At 40.1% G+C, this 20559-nt stretch carries 18 protein-coding genes; 12 read left to right on the plus strand and 6 right to left on the minus strand.

What is annotated here, in order from left to right; translation table 11 throughout:
• The first annotated feature begins 65 nt into the window (after window positions 1–65).
• The 3 genes from RMX89_RS03145 (at window position 66) to RMX89_RS03155 (ending at window position 3724) form a co-directional block, all read left to right on the plus strand.
• Window positions 66–1325 (plus strand): MFS transporter, encoded by a 1260-nt coding sequence (locus RMX89_RS03145; protein WP_322687885.1) that lies wholly within the window; start codon window positions 66–68, stop codon window positions 1323–1325.
• Window positions 1326–1496: 171 nt separating this feature from the next.
• Window positions 1497–3092 (plus strand): DHA2 family efflux MFS transporter permease subunit, encoded by a 1596-nt coding sequence (locus RMX89_RS03150; RefSeq protein ID WP_322687886.1) that lies wholly within the window; start codon window positions 1497–1499, stop codon window positions 3090–3092.
• A gap of 50 nt (window positions 3093–3142) precedes the next feature.
• Window positions 3143–3724 (plus strand): Uma2 family endonuclease, encoded by a 582-nt coding sequence (locus RMX89_RS03155; protein WP_322687887.1) that lies wholly within the window; start codon window positions 3143–3145, stop codon window positions 3722–3724.
• On the opposite strand, the gene RMX89_RS03160 is transcribed toward RMX89_RS03155, so the two are convergent.
• From RMX89_RS03160 to acs, 3 genes are all read right to left on the minus strand, one after another.
• Entirely contained in the window at window positions 3721–4500 is a 780-nt protein-coding gene (locus RMX89_RS03160; RefSeq protein WP_322687888.1) for a Uma2 family endonuclease, read from the minus strand. The genes RMX89_RS03155 and RMX89_RS03160 overlap by 4 nt on opposite strands.
• A 560-nt stretch (window positions 4501–5060) precedes the next feature.
• Entirely contained in the window at window positions 5061–5741 is a 681-nt protein-coding gene (locus RMX89_RS03165; protein WP_322670798.1) for a tetratricopeptide repeat protein, read from the minus strand.
• 129 nt (window positions 5742–5870) lie between these two features.
• The gene (gene acs / locus RMX89_RS03170) at window positions 5871–7844 is read right to left on the minus strand and encodes an acetate--CoA ligase (RefSeq protein ID WP_322687889.1); all 1974 of its coding nucleotides are present in this window, start codon (window positions 7842–7844) and stop codon (window positions 5871–5873) included.
• Between the two features lie 542 nt (window positions 7845–8386).
• Between acs and RMX89_RS03175 the strand changes: the two genes are divergently transcribed.
• The 3 genes from RMX89_RS03175 (at window position 8387) to RMX89_RS03185 (ending at window position 11175) form a co-directional block, all read left to right on the plus strand.
• Window positions 8387–9961, plus strand: coding sequence for an adenosine deaminase (locus tag RMX89_RS03175; protein WP_322687890.1), 1575 nt, complete (start codon window positions 8387–8389; stop codon window positions 9959–9961).
• A 121-nt stretch (window positions 9962–10082) separates the two neighbouring features.
• Window positions 10083–10223 (plus strand): hypothetical protein, encoded by a 141-nt coding sequence (locus tag RMX89_RS03180; RefSeq protein ID WP_322687891.1) that lies wholly within the window; start codon window positions 10083–10085, stop codon window positions 10221–10223.
• Window positions 10224–10317: 94 nt separating this feature from the next.
• Window positions 10318–11175, plus strand: a complete 858-nt coding sequence (locus RMX89_RS03185; RefSeq protein WP_322687892.1) for a sulfurtransferase — start codon at window positions 10318–10320, stop codon at window positions 11173–11175.
• 40 nt (window positions 11176–11215) lie between these two features.
• Here RMX89_RS03185 and RMX89_RS03190 read toward each other — a convergent pair whose 3' ends face one another.
• Window positions 11216–11407, minus strand: coding sequence for a hypothetical protein (locus RMX89_RS03190; RefSeq protein WP_292860261.1), 192 nt, complete (start codon window positions 11405–11407; stop codon window positions 11216–11218).
• 708 nt (window positions 11408–12115) lie between these two features.
• Window positions 12116–12763 (minus strand): ribosome hibernation-promoting factor, HPF/YfiA family, encoded by a 648-nt coding sequence (hpf, locus tag RMX89_RS03195; protein WP_322687893.1) that lies wholly within the window; start codon window positions 12761–12763, stop codon window positions 12116–12118.
• 620 nt (window positions 12764–13383) lie between these two features.
• Here hpf and lipB point away from each other — a divergent pair.
• Together lipB and RMX89_RS03205 are read left to right on the plus strand one after the other, a co-directional pair.
• Window positions 13384–14076: a lipoyl(octanoyl) transferase LipB gene (lipB, locus tag RMX89_RS03200; protein WP_322687894.1), complete on the plus strand. Its 693-nt coding sequence runs from the start codon at window positions 13384–13386 to the stop codon at window positions 14074–14076.
• A 264-nt stretch (window positions 14077–14340) separates the two neighbouring features.
• Complete coding sequence (locus tag RMX89_RS03205) at window positions 14341–14541, plus strand: hypothetical protein (protein ID WP_322670805.1); 201 nt, start codon at window positions 14341–14343, stop codon at window positions 14539–14541.
• 175 nt (window positions 14542–14716) lie between these two features.
• Here RMX89_RS03205 and RMX89_RS03210 read toward each other — a convergent pair whose 3' ends face one another.
• The gene (locus RMX89_RS03210; RefSeq protein ID WP_322687895.1) at window positions 14717–15481 is read right to left on the minus strand and encodes an amino acid ABC transporter ATP-binding protein; all 765 of its coding nucleotides are present in this window, start codon (window positions 15479–15481) and stop codon (window positions 14717–14719) included.
• Window positions 15482–15558: 77 nt separating this feature from the next.
• Between RMX89_RS03210 and RMX89_RS03215 the strand changes: the two genes are divergently transcribed.
• The 4 genes from RMX89_RS03215 (at window position 15559) to RMX89_RS03230 (ending at window position 20520) form a co-directional block, all read left to right on the plus strand.
• Window positions 15559–17058 (plus strand): ABC transporter permease subunit, encoded by a 1500-nt coding sequence (locus RMX89_RS03215; protein WP_322687896.1) that lies wholly within the window; start codon window positions 15559–15561, stop codon window positions 17056–17058.
• Window positions 17059–17531: 473 nt separating this feature from the next.
• Entirely contained in the window at window positions 17532–19055 is a 1524-nt protein-coding gene (locus tag RMX89_RS03220; RefSeq protein WP_322687897.1) for a SulP family inorganic anion transporter, read from the plus strand.
• Window positions 19056–19205: 150 nt separating this feature from the next.
• Entirely contained in the window at window positions 19206–19841 is a 636-nt protein-coding gene (locus tag RMX89_RS03225; protein ID WP_322687898.1) for a restriction endonuclease subunit R, read from the plus strand.
• Between the two features lie 55 nt (window positions 19842–19896).
• Window positions 19897–20520 (plus strand): Uma2 family endonuclease, encoded by a 624-nt coding sequence (locus RMX89_RS03230; protein ID WP_322687899.1) that lies wholly within the window; start codon window positions 19897–19899, stop codon window positions 20518–20520.
• Window positions 20521–20559 lie beyond the last annotated feature (39 nt).

Below are 20559 nucleotides of genomic sequence, written 5' to 3' on the forward strand. Positions count from 1 at the left end.
AGAGGCGTATAGAGATCGGGTGAAATGATATCTATGAAAGCAGATTGGTATAAAACAAGCCTGAGATGAAAAAACCGCTACTACCTGCATTAAGGTCAAGAAACTACCAACTGTTTTTTGCTGGGCAAGGTATTTCCCTAATTGGGACGTGGATGACGCAACTTGCCACAATTTGGCTAGTTTATGACTTGACAAAATCCCCATTCATGCTGGGAGTTGTGGGATTTTCTAGTCAAATTCCTAACTTTTTTTTAGCTCCCTTTGGTGGAGTATTTGTAGATCGCTTTTCTCGGTATCGTACCTTAATTGGTACGCAAGTCTTGGCGATGATTCAATCGTTAACATTAGCAGTGCTGGCGCTAACTGGAGTGATTGAGGTATGGCACATCATCGCCTTGAGCTTGTTTCAAGGATTTATTAACGCCTTAGATGCGCCAGCCCGTCAAGCTTTTGTGCCAGAATTAGTTGAACGCAGAGAAGATTTAGCCAATGCGATCGCGATTAATTCCACGATGTTCAACGGAGCTAGATTAATTGGCCCTGCGATCGGGGGTTTATTAATTGCTGGCGTTGGAACTGGCTATTGTTTTTTGATTGATGGTTTGAGCTACGTTGCTGTAATCGCCGGTTTATTGGCGATGAAAGTTAAACCTTGGAAAAATTCGGTAACTGATGGTAATCCCTTGCAAAAAGTCAAAGAGGGATTTGTATATGCCTTTAGCTTCCCACCCATTCGCTCCATCTTATTGCTATCAGCTTTAGTCAGCCTGATGGGACTGCAAAACACTATTCTCGTCCCCGTTATTGCCGAACAAGTTCTCAAAGGTGGTGCAGAAAGTTTAGGGTTTTTGATGGCGGCATCTGGAGTTGGAGCCTTAACTGGTGGTATTTATCTAGCTACGCGCCAAACAATCTTAGGAATTGGGAAATTGATTGCTCTAGCTCCAGCAATTTTAGGAACTGGTTTAATTGCCTTTTCTTTATCTAGATTTTTACCACTCTCTTTATTTACAATGTTATTTGTTGGCTTAGGAACAATTCTTCAGATTGCTGCTAGCAACACATTTTTACAAACCATTGTTGAAGACGATAAACGCGGGCGATTGATGAGCTTATACACAATGTCATTTTTGGGAATGATTCCCGTAGGTAATTTATTAGGAGGTTTCCTAGCAAGTCGTATTGGCGCTCCTAACACTTTAATGATTGATGGGATAGCTTGTATTTTAGGGTCAATTATTTTTAGCAGACAGTTACCTGCTTTAAGGAAAATAATGCGTCCAATTTATGAGCGAAAAGGCATTATTACAGCTCCAGAAGGTTAAGATAAATAGCCGCATTTAAATTTAATATTTATGTTAGCGAGGCTTGCTATAGTAATTATTTTTTGATTTTTAGTGTTGCTGATTCAAGCTCACGCATAGGCAAAGAACATATTAGTATAAAATTCAATAATAAAGTTTTTTGCTACTTCACCTTGAGACTGGAACAAACTTATGGCTAATACAGGTGTAATTCGTCAGCAAGGGCAAAATCCTGCTTTACCACCAGAGCATGTACCGCTAAAAATTTGGATTGGCGTATTAGCCAGTATGCTTGGTGCATTTATGGCAGTATTGGATATTCAAATAACTAATGCTTCGCTGCAAGATATTCAAGCAAGTTTAGGAGCAACTCTCGAAGAAGGTTCTTGGATTTCTACCGCCTATCTCGTCGCAGAAATTGTGGTAATCCCTCTAACAGGATGGTTATCACGAGTATTTTCTCTGCAACGTTATTTATTAGTCAATACTGCTCTCTTTATCTTCTTTTCTATATGCTGTGCTTGGGCATGGGATCTGAATTCCATGATTTTCTTTCGCGCCTTGCAAGGCTTTAGCGGAGGAGTTTTAATTCCCACTGCTATGACAGTTGTCTTAACAACTTTACCCCAATCCAAACAATCAGTCGGACTGGCCGCATTTGGGTTTAGTGCAGTTTTTGCACCCTCAATTGGCCCGACATTAGGAGGTTGGTTAACCGAAAATTTTGGTTGGGAATACAACTTTTATATCAATGTAATTCCAGGAGCATTAATGCTGGCTGGGGTTTGGTATGGAATTAAGCAAGAAAAACCCCAAATTAATTTACTCAAACAAGGTGATTGGTGGGGAATTATTGCGATGGCTATTGGCTTAGGTTCCCTACAAGTTGTTTTAGAAGAAGGTAGCCGTAAAGATTGGTTTGGTTCAGCGTTGATTGTGCGCTTAAGTGTAATTGCGGCAATTTTTTTGGCAATATTTTTCTTTATAGAATTAACTCGTAAACAACCATTTATTAATTTGCGGCTTGTATTGAAGCGAAACTTTGGTTTAGCCAGTATTGTAAATGTGTCGCTGGGGATAGGATTGTATGGTTCAATTTATATTTTACCGTTGTATCTTGCCCAAATTCAACAATACAATGCGCTGCAAATTGGTGAAGTATTAATTTGGGCTGGTATTCCTCAACTGTTTATTATTCCTCTCATCCCCAAATTGATGCAACGCATTGATGTGCGGTTAATGGTAGCTGTTGGTGTAACGTTGTTTTCCATCAGCGCATTTATGAACTCAGGAATGACTAATCAAACAGGATTAGATCAGTTACGTTGGTCGCAATTTGTGCGTGCAATGGGACAACCCCTAATTATGGTGCCACTGACTTCTATCGCTACTGCTGGTTTGAGTCCGAAAGAAGCAGGTTCGGCAAGTGGTTTATTTAATATGATGCGGAATCTAGGCGGTTCTATTGGAATTGCTTCTTTAGCGACTTTATTAGCAAACAGAGAGCAATTTCACTCGAATAGATTGGGTGATGGAGTATCTTTATATAACCCAGAAATTCAACAACGAATTGACCAAATGACGCAATATTTTGTCAGTAAAGGAGCAGATTTAAATACAGCCCAAAATCAAGCGATCGCATCTATATCCAACATCGTCCGCCGGGAAGCATTTGTAATGGCTTTTAACGATTGTTTCTACTTTATTGGTATTGCATTATTACTCAGTGGGATTGCTATTTTATTCCTCAAAAAGGTGAAGCCAAGTGGTGGCGCTGTTGCTCATTAGATTTGTGTTCTATCGGTTAAAATGTTTGATAAAACTACTAAGGTACTAAAATGGTCATTAGCCAAAGTGAGTACTATATCTCCCCAGAAGAATATTTAGAAGGCGAGAAAGTAAGTGAAATCAAACACGAGTATATTGATGGGCAAGTCTACGCAATGGCAGGGGCAAGTGATGCTCATGTAACTGTAGTAGGAAACTTGTTTGTACTGCTGCGAAACCATCTCCGGGGTAGTGCTTGCCGTGTCTATATGTTAGATATGAAAGCACAAATTGAGGTCATAAATCGCTATTTTTATCCCGATGTGATGGTGACTTGCGATCCACGAGATAAAGAATTTGAATATTTTAAGTGCTATCCTTCCTTAATTATCGAAGTGCTTTCTGAATCAACCGAAGGCTATGACAGAGGGAAGAAATTTGCCAGCTACCGACACTTAGAATCACTGCAAGAATATGTGCTAATTTCACCAGATAGAATGAGTGTAGAATGCTTCCGCCGCAACGAACAAGGACAGTGGGTACTTTACCCTTATGAACAAGAGGGAGAAGTGCATTTAGCTAGCGTTGATTTTCGTTGTGCGATCGCAGAAATATATGAAGATGTAATATTAGTAGATGAGAATATTTCCTAATCTAACATTTCTGGATCAATTCCTAAAGCATTGAGTTGTTCAGCAGATAGCGATCGCAACTTCTCTGTAATTAAGAGCCGCTTTTGTCGTTCAGTTTCAACGTTTTGTCGCTCAACCACAGCACGTTCCTCACCCGTTAGCAGTAAATTTCCTTGTGTATCCCACCACCGCAACCAAGGTAAATCTGCATTTTGATAAAATCCTTGCCAGATTCCTAACTCTACACCCATAGGAGCAATTGGGTAATGTCCTCGTTCATTGGGTTGCATCAGTTGATAAGTATTATCGAGTAGGTGGTAAACTTCTACTTGAGCTTTTGCTACTTCATAAATTCCATAATAAGGCACTCGAATTGCCTGCTCATAAACCCAAAACTTACCAACATTTCCACCTTCACCTTGAGATGGCGGTGTGTTATCTCGTTCTTCTGAACCATCTCCAGAGACAAATTCAATCACAATTAAGGGCGCAACATACTCCTTCCACAACACATAAGAACGGCGCATTTTACCGTTAAGTGTCGGTGGTACATTGGGTACATAAAACCAGTCTGGTGCTTCAGCCCCTTTCTCAGGAGGATCTGTTAATCGCCAGTAGATACCAGAATCTTGTCCAATACAATATTGACTGTCGGGATGAAGTTTCTCTAAAACAGGTTTAATTGAATCTGTAATTAAAATGCTTTGCGGATGCTCTTGAAGATTTTTCACGAATGTACCATCTGAGTCTGGTAACTGAGTGTGATCGGGTAAAGTTAATGCCGATAAGGAAGTCATAGGCTTTAACGAAGGTTTGTCTGATTTTTATTGTAGATTGCTATTTTGCTATTTTTGAATAGACATATGACTAAGTTAGATGCCATTTATATAACAAAAGTCAATCTTTCTATATGAAAAAAGCTATTACGATTACTGCGGATATTCTCTATATCCTCACAATCATTCGCATTCGGCTTAACTATAGACAATAGAAAATGAGAACCTATTGCTCGTAAATCGTATGGTATTACATGAGTTGGTATATCAAAAATCCATCCTATGCCTGCCCATGCAGTATTTTCTGAACGTTCCCAGATTACCCTTGTGTATCTCCCATCCATGTGAAAAATCACTCTTACAGTTTCTCTGGCTAACAGAAATATTTCATTCATGACAATACAATTATTCTGTTTTGATGCTTTTGAGAGGGTGGGATAGCCCACCCCACAATCATTACAAACCAAATGCAAAATTCCGCAGTAATAGATGCATAATACCCGATCGCATTTCTGGAAAAGCATCCTTAAAGCCGATCGCAGCAACTCTTTTTAACTTTTATCCACTGAATAATATGGTTCTCAGGAAACACTAGGCTCATCAGCAGTTTTGATCTCTTTTAAAATTCGTTCTACTTGGTTAACTTTTTCACCTCTATTCTGTTCTTTAAAAATATTTAAAGCTTTTTCTAAAGAAGATAGCGCCTCGTCTTTTTTATTTGTTTGCCACAATGCTATTGCAAAATTAGTCAGCCCTTCGCCATAATTAGGATTAATTTCCAGAGCTTTTTTATATTCAGTAATGGCTTCTTGCCAGCGACCTTGGCTTGCGTAAACAACACCGATCGCATTGTAAGCTAGAGCGTATTTTGGCTTAAGGCGAATGGCTTCTCGATAAGAACTAATTGCATCTTCCGGTTTCTTTTGCCGAAAAAGTACATTTCCCAGTTGAAAGTGTCCGAAAGCATCTTCTGGGAATTTTTTAATTAATTTGCGTAAATTTTCCTCTGCACCTGTTAAGTCTCCCTGACTAAATAAACCATTGGCTTGTTGCAGGAGTTGCGATCGCTCTGGTGTATCTGTACCTGAAGATTGGGCGATTTTTTGTGGTTGTCTCTGTGCAAACTGTTCTGGCGAATGCAAAGAAACTTGTCCAGGAACCGCTAACACTAATGGTGATATTCCCATTACACTGATAATACTCAGCATCATGCAGCCAACAGGTTGAACAAATGCTGATTTGGATTTGCACTTCACCTTCATCGCCCTGAATGCCTCAATAATGTTCTAATCTTTATGATAAATTGGCCTGCGTTAGCGCGTAATGCATCACAAGAGAGACGATAAGGGCGCACATATATATGCGCCCTTATTAAGCTAATTTGGAATTATTTACACACCTTCTCGTAACTTATCCAACACACCCCGATCTTCCAATGTCGAAGTATCTCCAGATACCTCTTGTCCAGCGGCTAGATTCCGCAGCAAGCGCCGCATAATTTTACCCGATCGCGTTTTGGGCAAAGCGTCTGTAAAGCGAATTTCTCCGGGACGTGCGATCGCACCGATTTCTTTGACAACGTGCTGCTTGAGTTCTTTACTCAGTTCTTCACTTCCCTGATAAGTGCCTTCTAAAGTCACAAAAGCCACTACTTCTTCACCCTTAAGTTCATCGGGTTTACCTACTACCGCCGCTTCTGCAACTGCTGGATGCGAAACTAAGGCTGATTCTACTTCCATTGTACCGAGTCGATGCCCTGAGACATTCAGTACATCATCCACACGACCCATTACCCAGAAGTAGCCGTCTTCATCAAGTCTTGCGCCATCACCAGCAAAGTAAGTATAGTTCCCATCTTTGGGTGGAATGTGTTCCCAATAGGTGCGGCGGAAGCGTTCTGGATCGCCGTAAACTGTCCGCATCATTCCTGGCCAGGGATGTCGCACCGCCAAATAACCACCTTCCTTATTGGGTACGGTGTTTCCTTCTAAATCCACGATATCTGCAATAATTCCAGGGAAGGGGAGGGTTGCTGAACCGGGTTTAGTGGGAATTGCTCCTGGTAGCGGTGTAATCATGATACCGCCGGTTTCTGTTTGCCACCAAGTATCAACTATTGGACAACGTTCTCCACCAATTACTTTGTGATACCACATCCAAGCTTCGGGGTTAATCGGTTCGCCGACGGTTCCCAGCAAACGCAACGAAGACAAGTTTCGCGCGTTGGGATGTTGTTCTCCCATCTTAATAAATGCCCGAATTGCCGTAGGTGCAGTATAAAAAACATTAACGCCGTATTTTTCAATTACATCCCAGAAGCAGCCAGGATTAGAAGTCCGGGGCGCACCTTCATACATCACTGTGGTTGCACCGTTGGAAAGCGGGCCGTAGACAATGTAGCTATGTCCCGTAATCCAACCGACATCTGCGGTACACCAGTATACATCTGTGTCTTGTAGGTCAAAGATCCATTTGGTGGTGATATGGGTATACAAATTATAACCAGCAGTTGTATGCACTACACCCTTCGGTTTGCCGGTGCTGCCAGAAGTGTAGAGGACAAACAGCATATCTTCACTGTCCATCGGTTCGGCGGGACAATCTGCTGATACACCTTTTTGCAAATCATGCCACCAATGGTCGCGTCCACCCAACTGCATATAAGTTTCTTGTCCGGTGCGCTTGACAACGAGGACATTTTCTACACTGGGAACAGCACCATCAGCCAAGGCTTTATCTACCTGTGCCTTGAGAGGAACGATCGCATCTTTGCGCCAACCACCATCAGCCGTAATTACTAACTTGGCTTGAGCATCAATTAAGCGATCGCGCAAAGCTTCGGCACTAAAACCACCAAATACTACGCTGTGGGGTGCGCCGATTCTGGCACAAGCTAACATGGCGATCGCAGCTTCGGGAATCATTGGCATATAAATACCAACGCGATCGCCTTTTTGTACGCCTAGTTGCTTCAATACATTGGCAAACTGGCAAACTTCCCGGTGCAGTTGGGCGTAGGTAAGGGTACGGGAATCACCTGGTTCTCCTTCCCAAATCAATGCGGCTTTATTTTTGCGCCAGGTAGTAAGATGTCTGTCAAGGCAGTTGTAAGAAATATTCATCTTACCGCCAACGAACCACTTAGCAAAAGGTGGTTGCCAATCTAATACTGTGTCCCATTTTTGGAACCATTGTAATTCTTTTCCAGCTAAATCTGCCCAAAATTGCTGCGGATCGGCTTTGGCTTGGTCGTAGAAACGCTGATAGTCATCCAGACTTTTGATATGGGCGTTATGCGAGAATTCTGAACTAGGATGAAAAAGGCGGTTTTCTTGTAGGATTGATTCTATAGTTGGTTGAGACATGATTACATTTACGAGCGGTATTGTTACTGAAAACTATTTTTAGCTTAGTTGTGCTAGACGCTGTTTAGATTTTCGTTAAGCTAGATAAAAATTGCTGAGTTATTTAGTTTACATTCATTTTCATCTAGAACTTATCAGTTAATACCATTATTAAGTCTGAATGAATCTCCAGATGCAATAGAGTTATTAAGGAATGCATCCCAGTTTTTATTTAGCACTGAGAGAATAACTATCATTGCGTACTCCTACAGAGAAGCAAGCTACGCGCAGCCTCTTGTAGAGAGTAGGAACTACGAACGTAAGTGCGTGTCGCAGACAAGCAATCGCATGGACTAGTTCTTAGTTGGAGATTTTGCGGCGGATTGTGCTGGCAATACTAATGTTAAAAAATGATAAGTTCAGATTGAACTAAATAAAATTAATTAATACGTATCTATCTTAGGTTATAGTTTATTTGGCTTCTAAAGATTGATAGTTGATGGTTTTAAACAGCATGATAACTACACTCATACTGGCCATGTTTTACAAAAAAATAAATCTATATGCATAGACGAGCGCCCTTATATTATTTATTTTTAGGAGTATTAACGAGTTCTAGCTGTTTTATCTTCAGTGTAGCAGCCCAAGTCCCATCTAATTCGCAGCAATCCTCGACTCGGAGTGAAGCTCAAGCTGCTAGTTGGTTTGAAGCCCATCGTGCCCAGTCAGGCGCTTTACGAGCATTTGTACAGCGAATGCCGAAGGGAGGAGATATCCACAGTCATCTCAGCGGGGCTGTGTACGCAGAACACTATCTGGAGTGGGCTGCCACCGATGGGTATTGTGTGAATCCAAAGGTAGGGGCTTTAGTTGAGCCTAAAGCTTGCGGTCAGGACAGTAGCTATTTTCCAGCTTCAGAATTGTTAAACCGAACATCTATTTATGATTCCTTAATAAATCGTTGGTCTACTCGCAACTTCCAATTTGCTGGTAAATCAGGACACGACCAATTTTTTGAAGCTTTTAGTGGTTTTGGGACAATATCAGACTCTATGAGCCGTCGGGATGATATGGTCGCGTCAGTAGCAAATCGAGCAGCTTCGCAGCATATTAATTATCTAGAGTTAATGCTTACTTTTCAGGGCAGTGAGGTTCGACAGCTAGGGCGTGAAGTTGGTTGGAATAAAGATTTGCAAGAGATGCACCGTCAATTGCTCAAACGAGGATTAACCAAGCTAGTGACACTGGGTAGCCAGCAATTTGCACAGTTGGAGGGCGAAGTCTCGAAAACACTCGGTTGCAGCACTCCATCAGCACAGCCTGGATGTGCAGTGACGGTGCGCTATTTGCAGCAAACGACAAGAACAAAGTCGCCTGTTGAAGTGTTTGCTCAGTTAGCTTATGCCTTTGCACTAGCTTCATCAGATTCGCGGGTAGTTGGCATCAATCTTGTCGCCCCAGAAGACAACCCGATTGCACTGCGCGACTACACCCTGCAAATGCAAATGCTGCAATTTTTCAAACGTCAATATCCCGATGTTAAGGTCGCACTCCATGCAGGAGAGTTAACTTTCGGTTTGGTTCCGACTGAGGATTTACGTTTTCATATTCGGCAAGCTGTAGAAGTGGCACAGGCATCTCGCATCGGACATGGCGTGGATATTCTTTTTGAGGAGCGTCCCTTCGAGTTGATGGAGCAAATGCGGCGACTCGGCGTATTGGTCGAAATCTGCCTGACCAGTAATGAAGTCATTTTGAATGTCCAGGGAGATGAGCATCCTTTTAGGGAGTATTGGAAGGCTGGAGTACCACTGACCCTTGCTTCAGATGATGAAGGCATTTCCCGGATTGATTTGAGTCATGAATATCTGTTAGCGGCAACGAGATATGGACTGGGATATAAAGACCTCAAGCGACTGGCTCGCAATAGCTTAGAATATAGTTTCGCTACGGGAAATAGTCTCTGGAAGTCGCCTGAGTTTAAGGCAATGGTTCCAGCTTGTGCAAGCGATACCCCTGGTGAAACCTCTGTTTCTCAAGGGTGCAGTGCTTTTTTGCAGAAGAACGATCGCGCGCGGATTCAATGGCAGCTAGAGTCGGAATTTGCTCGGTTTGAGCCATTGCAGAACTGGCTTTGAGTGATTTTCACGAAAAATGTAAAGCGACAAATTAGAAGTCAAGTTTTTCATACCTGCAAGCTTTACTGGAAACAATACCTTTGCCAAAATTTTTCTTGGTACAAATGAAGCTGAGTTTGCAATGTTAGTTAGCGATCGCTACCAATGTCAAGGTTTAAAAACTGAAGTACTTAGAAGGTTGCTGCAAGTAGGGCGTGATGAACATTTAACGCTAATTGTGGACATTCTGACTGAAAATTCTGCAATGCAAGTTCTTTTGTAACATTCAACATTTATTCTTCTGTAATTTGCACTCCAAAATGCAAATCTACCAAGGGCGATAATGCCTAATGGTACAATAACAGAAGCATGAAAGCGTGAATAAAAAACTCCTCATTTCTCCTCAAGAAGTCACGTCACTGTTAGCAGAAAAATCATCACAGACTGTGATTATCGATACGCGAAGTCAAGAAGATTATGATATTTCTCATATTTCTCAAGCCATAAATATTAGAGATTTTTTCACCTATCTTTTAGAGAATTCCTCCCCAGCAGGATTAAAGGAATTGCAAGAGTATTTTGCAGAAATCATGAGCAGGGTAGGAATATCTGGTGCAGAACATTTAATTGTGTATGAAGATACTTTAAATAAAGGTTATGGCCAATCTTGTCGAGCAGCTTTCTTACTGAAATATTTGGGTTGCGCTCAGGTATCTATTTTACATGGAGGATATAGAGCATGGCTCAAGGCAGGATTACCTACTACCGATGAAGTACCGAAGCGTGAAAGCAGCATATTTAGATTGCATCCCAATGCTGACATAATGGTGACTACCACAGAGATGTTGCAAGCAATTGAGAATCCAGCAATTATTAAATTAGATGTGCGCGATCGCAATGAATGGCTTGGGTTGAGTTCTTCTCCTTACCATCCTGATTTTTGTCCCCGCAAAGGTAGAATCCCTAACTCTGTATGGTTAGAATGGCATCATCTGATGAATTCTGAATCGGAAATCCCTACGTTCCGATCGCCAGATGAAATCCGAGAAATTTGTCAGTCAGTAGGTATTACTTCAAAGTCAATTGTGTACATTTACTGCTTTAAGGGTTCAAGGGCTGCGAATACATTAATAGCCCTTGAAGAGGCAGGAATTTCTGCTAGAAATTATTTTGGCTCTTGGAATGAATGGTCTCGTGATTTTTCACTCCCAATTGATAGCAGAGTCATGCAATGAGGGTATAAACCTGACTTCTGAATTTTGAATTATTCTTCAATCAGACATCAACATTTATCTGTTCTATTTGTCTCGCGGCTTTATCCCAAAGCTTTGCTGATGTCTCATCTTGCCAATGAGTTCTCAGATTTTCCGCTTTTTTATGACATATTCGTTCTAACATTTCTAATATTGCGGATAATGTCAGTTGATTAATTAATGATTCTAAAATCTCCATATATTCTTTTTGCATGATATTTACCTCCTTAATGTCATTCAATATATGCCAACAAAACCCACTTGCTCTTAACCTTTGCATTAAGATTTGTTGCAAAATGGTATTAATATTCTGTTAGCTTATATATGCAGTTTAACCTATTCTGAATACTCAATTTTGAAAATTTATTTTTAATAGATGAAAAAACTGTTTAATTGAAATATTTGCTCACAACTTTCTCAAATTGTGTATCTAACTTACAGCGATTTTCAGGTAAATGAACCATAAATAGACCTCTCTCCAAACCTCTCTCCTAAAAGGAGAGAGGCTTTGATTTTCTCCCCTTCCCTACAAGGGAAGGGGCTGGGGGTTAGGTCTGATAATTGTGGTCTAAATACATGAAAACTGCTGTAAAAATAGGGTTGGATAAATAAAAAGTATTCGGTACTATGGATGCAAAGTGAAGCAGATGTGGCTATGTTTTGCGCAGTACAACACAAAAGTCTGATGTCTACTTCCAAACTAGAGAAACTGTCAATCTTTACTATCTAGCTTGTGCAGACATCATCTAGAAAGTTATGGATAAGTTTGCTATTTTAAAGTGAAAATCTTTTCTAAATATCTGAAAACTTGGCAAAACTTTGCGAAATGATGAAATGGACATTGGAAAAGGCAGAGGTAGAGAGGGGAAAGACCTACTGCAATTTCTCCCCTGCTCACCTCATCTCCACTATTTCCCAGTGCCTATTTACTAGAATGCGACTTTTCCGGCATGACTATATTAGTATGGCTTGCCTTGCCATTTTTGCCGTTAGTATTCCCGTTACCATTGCGGGGATGGATGACACCATAACCGCCGTGGTTACGTTCGTAAATTACATTAATCTCTCCAGTTTCAGAATTATGGAACATATAAAAGTCGTGTCCCACGAGTTGCAGTTGTTCTAGAGCTTCTGCAACAGTCATCGGCGGCATAGAAAAATATTTGGTGCGGACGACTTCGTTGGGCAATTCGGCGGTGCGATCGCCAATTAAATCTGTTACTATCGACTCTGGAATAACCACTTCTGTTGGTTGAGCATGAGTTTTGTGGTCTTGACGCCGTTCTTTATATTTCCGCAGTTGACGCGCAATTTTATCTGCAACTAAGTCAATGCTGGCATATAGGCTCTCGCTGCTTTCCTCGGCACGAATAACGCTACCATTAGCATAAATAGTTACTTCAGCCGCTTGTCTTGGATTAATTCGGGGATTCCGGGCGACGCTAAGATGCACATCTACTTCATTTGTAATGCTTTGAAAGTGACTAACTGCTTTTTCAATTTTTTGATGTACATACTCACGAATCGCATCGGTGATTTCAATATTTTTGCCGTGGATGACAAGCTTCATGTAATACTCTCCCGCTGAATATTTTAGATGTGTGAATTTGCTTTGTATGAAAAGAAATTGCGGTAAGGTTTATTACTCCCGCCAAAACAAATTGTGAACTATATTGTATCTACTGCTGTTAAGCTATCTCTCAGGTTGCTGCATCTGAGGAATTGTCAAGTATACCCTTGATTTACCTCCTCATCTCTGCGCTGATGTCTTATTGTATATCCAATTAGCACTCAAGAGTTGAGAAAATCTAATTGTAGCTCCTATGACTACCTTTTCCTTTAAAGGAATGCTTACAGAACTGTTGATATTTGCTCCTTCTGTGTTGGATTGAGGTTTGCTTGCTGTTGTTCAAGAATACAAGGTTCTGTGGAAGTTTGATTCTGTTTGAAATGCAAACAATGATATTAAAGTCATCAGCCAGTACATTCTTCCTTATTGTCTTGGCATAATGCTTATTGCAGAGAATTCCTCCTAAAACCTATTGAGGTTAATATTCAAGCTAGCACTTTGTTTTTTCTAATGCATCTTCCCTTGACTTTCCTTTAAAATCCTTTGCAAAGCTTGACAATTTTTGATTCTCATTAGGTAACTTGAAATATATTTAGTTCTTTATACGGTTGAATTTTGGGATGATCCATAGTACCAGATCGCAAAAAAACATTTGTTTGCTGTATAATCAAGGATTAATGCCTTACTTAGAAGCTCATGGATGGCAGCGATCGCTTCTAAGCGATCGCATTCATGACCCAAGTCTAGATGACGTGTTAATTTTGCTAGAACATCCACCTGTCTACACTTTGGGACAAGGAAGCAACTCAGACTTTCTCAAATTTGATATTGACAAAGGTGAATACGATGTGCATCGAGTTGAACGAGGCGGTGAGGTTACTTACCATTGTCCCGGTCAACTCGTGGGCTATCCAATTTTAAATCTGCAACGTTATCGGAAAGACCTCCATTGGTACTTACGGCAACTCGAAGAAGTAATAATTCGTCTATTGGCAATTTATGGATTGCAAGGAGAAAGAATTCCGGCTTTTACTGGCGTTTGGTTGCAAGGGCGAAAAGTTGCGGCTATTGGTATTAAAGTCAGCCGTTGGATTACTATGCACGGCTTTGCGTTAAATGTTTGTCCAGACATGACAGGCTTTGAGCGCATTGTACCCTGCGGTATTTCTGACAAACCTGTAGGCAGTTTAGCCGAATGGATTCCAGGTATCACCTGCCAAGAAGTGCGTCTTTACATAGCACAATCTTTTGCGGAAGTCTTTGGCGTGGAATTAGTAGAATCTCAGCCTCAAGGGTTTTTCCTGTCTGATTAAATTCCGCTTGTAATATGTAATAAATACTATAGCAGTCCTATTTAAATTGTGAGACACTTAGGAGAGTATAGCAGTCCTAAATCATTTGTGAAATATTTTTGGAGTTGGCTGTCATTGGTCATTGGTCATTGGTGATTAAAAAAAGGACAAATGACAAATGATTTAAAATTTTAAATTGGTATAACTGCGATTGTCAAAGCTATAATCCGATTATTTATAAACTTTTATACTAACTTTTTACGGCACTCAAGCACAACTTTGCGCGTGAATTACTCAAATAATCTCCAGCTATATGCCCCATCCATAACATCTCTCAGAGAACGTGATTGGACAGCTTTGATAGAACTATTTGATAGAGACGACGGTGATGAAATTGAAGCCGACATCAGCGGTAGTTTATTTTGGTTAATACCTGAACCTTGTTGGGAAGACGATCCCTTTGATTTTTTGCGTGAGTACCTTTAAAGAGTAGACCTCTTGCAAAAATATATTTTTGCAAAATAGGGAAAAGGGTAAAGGTTAAAGGGAAAGGATTTTGAGTTTCTTTACCCTTTTCCCCTTCGCCTTTACCCCGATAAATGCCAAGAAGTCTAGTGATGAGTGAGGAGTTTAAAAGAAGTTTTTAATTACGAATTACAAATTACGAATTACGAATTATTTGAAGGCGACTTAGGAAAATACGTAGGCGATCGCTTTGGGGATTGGTTAGCACTTCATAGGCTGGGCCTTGTTCTGTGACAATACCTTTGTCTAAAAATATCACTTGATGGGCTACTTCTTTTGCAAATTGCATTTCATGGGTGACAACTACCATTGTCATCCCTTCTGTGGCTAATTGTTGCATTACTTGCAGAACTTCACCGACGAGTTCGGGATCTAGGGCGCTGGTGGGTTCGTCAAATAGCATGATTTGGGGATTCATACATAAACTACGAGCGATCGCTACTCGTTGCTTTTCTCCGCCAGAAAGTTGTTCGGGATAAGCAGAGGCTTTGTCAGATAAACCAACTTTTTCTAAATATAATCTCGCTAGTTGCGCGCTTTCTTTTGGTGTTTTACCCAAGACTTTACGCGGTGCAAGTGTCATATTTTCTAAGACGCTGAGATGAGGAAACAGGTTGAACTGTTGAAAAACCATGCCTACTTGTGTTCGTAGTTGCCGCAGTTGGCTATAGTTGACAGTGGGTCGGGATAAGTTAATTCCGTTGATAATTAAACGCCCTTTGTCAATGGTTTCTAAGCGGTTGAAGCAACGTAGTAGGGTACTTTTACCACAGCCGGAGGAACCAATAACTGCAACGACTTCTCCCCGATTGATTTCGCCGGTAATTCCTTTGAGGACTTTTAGGGAACCAAAGTTTTTTTCGATATTCTCAAAAATAATGACGGGGATGGTATTATTCATTACTTATATAAAGCTGTTCTACAGTTGATTGTAATATTTTAATAAACCGCAAAGGCACAGAAGGAGAAGAAAATAATATGGCTAAAGTTGGTTTTATGCGTTGGCTGTATTTATGTGTCTTCGTAGGTTTTAGTTGTTTATTACTGATTAGCTGTGCTGTGAACTCTAGCGCGGGGAAAACTTTGCGGGTTGCTACAGAACCGGCGTTTCCACCTTTTGAGTTTCAAGGAAAAGGTGGCGAGTTGCAGGGGTTTTCCATTGATTTGATGAATGCGATTGCTTCTTCTGCTAACTTGAAAGTGAATTTTCAAAGTCTGCCTTTTGATGGGATTATCCCCGCTTTGCAAGCTAAAACGGTAGATGCGGCTATTAGTTCGATTACGATTACTGAGGAGAGGGCAAAAACGGTTTCTTTTTCCCGTCCTTATTTTAAGGCTGGGTTAGCGATCGCAATTCGCGCAGATAATCAAAATATTACTGGTTTTGACAGTCTCAAAAATAAAAAAATTGCAGTACAAATTGGCACAACTGGGGCTGCAAAGGCTAAGAATATTCCTGGGGTGCAAATTCGCAGTTTTGATTCTGCACCCTTAGCTTTGCAAGAATTGCTTAACAGTAATGTAGATGCGGTAATTAATGATGCACCTGTGACTTTATATGCAATTAATACAGGCAATCTTCAGGGAATTAAAGTAGTACAGAAATTGCTGACGGAAGAGTTTTATGGAATTGCTACAGCTAAAAACTCGCCAAATTTGACATTGATAAATAATGGCTTGGATAGAGTGCTGAAAAATGGCACTTATTCTCAAATTTACCAGAAATGGTTTAAAGTTGAACCACCATCACTACCAGCTAAATCACCATTTGAGAATCAAACTAACGCTGGCGCATCTAAAATATTAACTTCAATTAGGGTGATATTGCAGGCTTTTCCAAGTCTATTGCAGGGTGCATTGGTAACGTTGCAATTGACAATACTTTCGGTAGTATTTGGTTTAATTGGCGGTTGCTTAATTGGTATTGTTCGCCTTTCTCATATTGCACCTGTGCGTTGGTTGGCGAGGGCGTATGTAGATTTTTTTCGAGGAACGCCTTTGCTGGTGCAAATTTTTATGATTTACTTTGGTTTACCAGCAATTTTACAAGAACTTGGTTGGACATTTTCTATCGATCGTCTAACTGCTGGGGTAATTGCCTTAAGTTTGAATAGCGCTGCATACATTGCCGAAGTTGTTCGTGCTGGAATTCAATCAATTGAACCAGGACAAGCAGAAGCAGCAAAATCATTAGGTTTGAGTTCTGTGCAAACTATGAGTTATGTAATTTTTCCCCAAGCTTTCCGGCGGATGATTCCACCTTTGGGCAATGAGTTTATCAGTTTATTGAAAGATACTAGCTTAGTTTCTGTGATTGGGTTTGAAGAATTACTACGTAAAGGACAGCTAATTGTTGCTGATAACTATCGCGCTTTTGAAATTTACGCAGGTGTAGCAGTGGTTTATTTGTGTTTGACGCTACTTTCTTCCCAAGCATTTAGCCGATTAGAAGCTTGGATGAATCCCATCAAGCGCTAAGAGACTTTCAAAAATAATTTCTCAAAATCCAGAGAATGATAATCAATATGCTTGGAAAGCTAATTTTTTGGGATAGGTAGCAGTTGGGGTTAAAATCCTTAAGAGAAAATCCAACTTAATAAAATGTGTTCTAATATACCTTTTTTTCAGGTAATTCTAATCCATTGTTTAATTTAACTTAATACTTTGCTACAAACCCAATAAAAAAGTTATGTAACATCAATCAGATAACAGTATTGTTATCATGGACTTGTAATCATTAAGAAATGTAAATAGTAACTATAACCGTAAGTCAATTTAACTTAATGATTTTGTGCTTGCTATTTCAGGGCTGAGTATGTCAATACAATTTTGTTGCAATTAAAACTCAGTAAATAGGTTTGAACTATTCAATGCAAGTCTAGTTTCGGCTGCATTGTAACAGTTCACCTTGGCAGCCAAAAATTAAAAACTTTTCATTAGAGGAGAAGCAAATGAGAAATTTGAAAGCAATCATAGACAAATCCTCATTGACTAGTGAAGTACCGGCATCATTTGTGGTGTTTCTTGTCGCCCTTCCTCTTTGCATGGGTATTGCGATCGCTTCGGGACTTCCGCCATCTCGCGGCATAGTTACAGGAATAGTAGGCGGAATTATTGTTGGTGCAGTTTCCGGTTCTCCACTGCTAGTTAGTGGCCCGGCTGCTGGACTGGCGGTGGTTGTTGCAGAAGTAGTTCAACAATATGGCATTGAAATGGTTGGGCCAATTCTGCTGCTAGCGGGTTTAATCCAATTACTCGCAGGTATATTTAAACTTGGTCAGTTGTTTCGCGCCATGTCACCGGCTGTCATCTATGGAATGCTTGCAGGTATTGGGATATTAATCTTCGCTTCCCAATTTCATGTGATGTTAGACGACCAACCGCGTATACACGGCATTGAGAATTTAATTTCGATTCCCAACACGATTTACAAAGCTTTCTTTTCTATTGATGGTAGCGTTCATCACCTTGCAGCACTCATAGGTGTAATAACTATTATCAGTCTTCTGCTGTGGGAAAAATTTAAACCCAATAGTTTAAAGTTGATACCTGGCGCGCTTGTCGGCGTTGTCATTGCCACCTTCATAGCTACAGTGTATCGATTACCGATTCAGTATGTTGATGTACCTGGAAATCTGGCACAAGCAATTCAATTACCAACATTTGCCAGCTTACCACGCTTAATTCAGGCACCAGTTTTGCTAGATGCGATCGCGATCGCATTCATTGCTAGTACAGAAAGTTTACTTTCAGCCGTAGCAGTAGATCGATTGCATACTGGGACAAGAACCGATTTCGATCGCGAATTAACAGCCCAAGGAATTGGCAACGTTATATGTGGGTTCTTGGGTGCTTTGCCGATGACAGGAGTGATAGCCCGCAGTTCTGTAAACGTAGAAGCTGGTGCTAAAACTAGATTATCGACGATGCTTCACGGTTTATGGCTGTTAATTTTAGTAATTGCAGCCCCAACCTTGCTCAAAATAATTCCCATTTCTAGTTTGGCAGCAATTCTAGTTGTTACTGGTTACAAACTAATCGAAGTAGAACATATTCGCCAGTTAAAAAAGTATGGACGTTTTCCTTTAGTAATTTTTGCTGCCACTTTAATCGGGATTGTTGTTACTGACCTAATCACAGGTGTTTTAATTGGTATTTTGTTGACAGGAGTTTTACTAATTCACAAAATGTCTGTACTGAATATCCAAGTTATTAAACACGAAGATAATCAGCGAATAGACATTTATTTACAAGGTGCGGCAACATTTGTGAGGCTACCAAAATTGGCGAACATTTTAGAACTTGTGCCTCCAGGAAGTGAATTGCATGTTTATATGCAAGACTTGGCTTATATAGATCACTCTTGTCTAGATTTACTATCGGTGTGGGGAAAACAACAGGAAAAAATGGGAAGCACTTTAACTATGCAATGGGATCGTCTGATAGATCGTAATCGCAAACCATTTACTCTGTAGTAGTCAAGCTAGATTGAATTTGCTTCACGGTAGGGTATCACAGCTGTGCTACCCTACCAATTGTTTGTATTCTATGTAATCAACCAAGGGTTAAAATAGGTTTTATATAGGGAATTTGGATTGAGTTGCACCTGAATTAACCAAAAATATATGACAATTCTCAACGCTCGTAATTTATCTTTAGAAGAAGTTCAGCGTCTGTTTGGCTTTCAAGAACAGTACAGTGACTCATTTTCTAACTACTTATCTTTAGAACCTCTCATAGAAGCAGAACAGCAGGAACTTCTGCAAATTAGAAATGACTTTCGACGCTACCTGACAGCCGGTAAAGTTTCTGAAGGTCAGGTAAAGTTTCTTGCAGTTGCGCCTTTACTAAGATTAGCTGGCTTTTATCGCTATCCGATCGAGATTGTTTTGGAAGAGAATATTGCTGATATTGAAATTGAAGATGAAGATATAAAAATTAAAGGGAGGTTTGATATTTTAGCTGTTAATAAAGCTAAAACTACAAAACCTCAAACATATTTTTGGGTACTGTTGATTGAATCTAAAAATTGTCAAGTTGATATATCAACAGGTTTGTCTCAGCTACTTAGTTATGCTTATAAAAATTTAGATAATCAAAAATCAGTTTGGGGATTAACGACTAATGGTAGAAGTTATCAATTTGTCTATATCGAACAAGGAAATCCCCCTATTTATTATCTGTTGCCAGAATTAAATTTAATGGAAAGAGAACGTTCAAGTCAGTTACTACAAGTTTTAAAAGCAATTTGTCAACTTTAAAAGCATTGATGATTAAAACAACATATAAGCCAAGGTAAAAATTAAGGTAAAATTTATGATTCAAGCCATACCCAAACTAGTAAGCTTTGAAGATTTTGCAGCTTGGCGTCCTGAAGGCGGAAGATACGAATTACATAATGGTGCAATTGTTGAAATGCCTCAACCAACTGGCGAACATGAAGATGTTGTTGGTTTTATCGCTAGAAAACTAACGGTAGAATTTGACAGATTAAATTTACCTTATATAATTCCCAAAACTGTGCTGATAAAACCTGTGAATTCGGTTTCTGCTTATTCCCCAGATGTGTTGATATTAAATCGTCTTAATTTAGTAAATGAGCCGCTATGGAAAAAAGAATCAACTGTATCATATCCGGCATCAATTCCTTTGGTAGTTGAGGTAGTTAGTACCAATTGGGATGATGACTATTACACAAAACAAGGTAAGTATGAAGGTATTGGAATTCCTGAATATTGGGTTGTAGATTATCTCGGTTTAGGCGCTAAAAAGTTCACTGGCAACCCCAAACAGCCTACTATGTCTATTTATCAATTAATCGATGGTGAATACCAAGTTACTCAATTTAGAGGTACAGATCGCATCGTCTCGCCTACTTTCCCAGAATTGAATTTAACCGCCGAACAGATTTTTCAAGCTGGAGATATCCCAAGTAGTTAAAATTACCGAGAGAGCTTTTTATAAGTTATCTAATTACGA

This window comes from Nostoc sp. DedSLP04, assembly GCF_034530775.1.
Taxonomy (GTDB): Bacteria; Cyanobacteriota; Cyanobacteriia; order Cyanobacteriales; family Nostocaceae; genus Nostoc.

What these genes read in the sequence shown, in the direction of transcription:
- RMX89_RS03145 (WP_322687885.1), top strand. Translation starts at nt 66, where the DNA reads ATGAAAAAACCGCTACTACCTGCATTAAGGTCAAGAAACTACCAACTG.
- RMX89_RS03150 (WP_322687886.1), top strand. Translation starts at nt 1,497, where the DNA reads ATGGCTAATACAGGTGTAATTCGTCAGCAAGGGCAAAATCCTGCTTTA.
- RMX89_RS03155 (WP_322687887.1), top strand. Translation starts at nt 3,143, where the DNA reads ATGGTCATTAGCCAAAGTGAGTACTATATCTCCCCAGAAGAATATTTA.
- RMX89_RS03160 (WP_322687888.1), bottom strand. Translation starts at nt 4,500, where the DNA reads ATGACTTCCTTATCGGCATTAACTTTACCCGATCACACTCAGTTACCA.
- RMX89_RS03165 (WP_322670798.1), bottom strand. Translation starts at nt 5,741, where the DNA reads ATGAAGGTGAAGTGCAAATCCAAATCAGCATTTGTTCAACCTGTTGGC.
- acs (WP_322687889.1), bottom strand. Translation starts at nt 7,844, where the DNA reads ATGTCTCAACCAACTATAGAATCAATCCTACAAGAAAACCGCCTTTTT.
- RMX89_RS03175 (WP_322687890.1), top strand. Translation starts at nt 8,387, where the DNA reads ATGCATAGACGAGCGCCCTTATATTATTTATTTTTAGGAGTATTAACG.
- RMX89_RS03180 (WP_322687891.1), top strand. Translation starts at nt 10,083, where the DNA reads ATGTTAGTTAGCGATCGCTACCAATGTCAAGGTTTAAAAACTGAAGTA.
- RMX89_RS03190 (WP_292860261.1), bottom strand. Translation starts at nt 11,407, where the DNA reads ATGCAAAAAGAATATATGGAGATTTTAGAATCATTAATTAATCAACTG.
- hpf (WP_322687893.1), bottom strand. Translation starts at nt 12,763, where the DNA reads ATGAAGCTTGTCATCCACGGCAAAAATATTGAAATCACCGATGCGATT.
- lipB (WP_322687894.1), top strand. Translation starts at nt 13,384, where the DNA reads ATGATCCATAGTACCAGATCGCAAAAAAACATTTGTTTGCTGTATAAT.
- RMX89_RS03210 (WP_322687895.1), bottom strand. Translation starts at nt 15,481, where the DNA reads ATGAATAATACCATCCCCGTCATTATTTTTGAGAATATCGAAAAAAAC.
- RMX89_RS03215 (WP_322687896.1), top strand. Translation starts at nt 15,559, where the DNA reads ATGGCTAAAGTTGGTTTTATGCGTTGGCTGTATTTATGTGTCTTCGTA.
- RMX89_RS03220 (WP_322687897.1), top strand. Translation starts at nt 17,532, where the DNA reads ATGAGAAATTTGAAAGCAATCATAGACAAATCCTCATTGACTAGTGAA.
- RMX89_RS03225 (WP_322687898.1), top strand. Translation starts at nt 19,206, where the DNA reads ATGACAATTCTCAACGCTCGTAATTTATCTTTAGAAGAAGTTCAGCGT.
- RMX89_RS03230 (WP_322687899.1), top strand. Translation starts at nt 19,897, where the DNA reads ATGATTCAAGCCATACCCAAACTAGTAAGCTTTGAAGATTTTGCAGCT.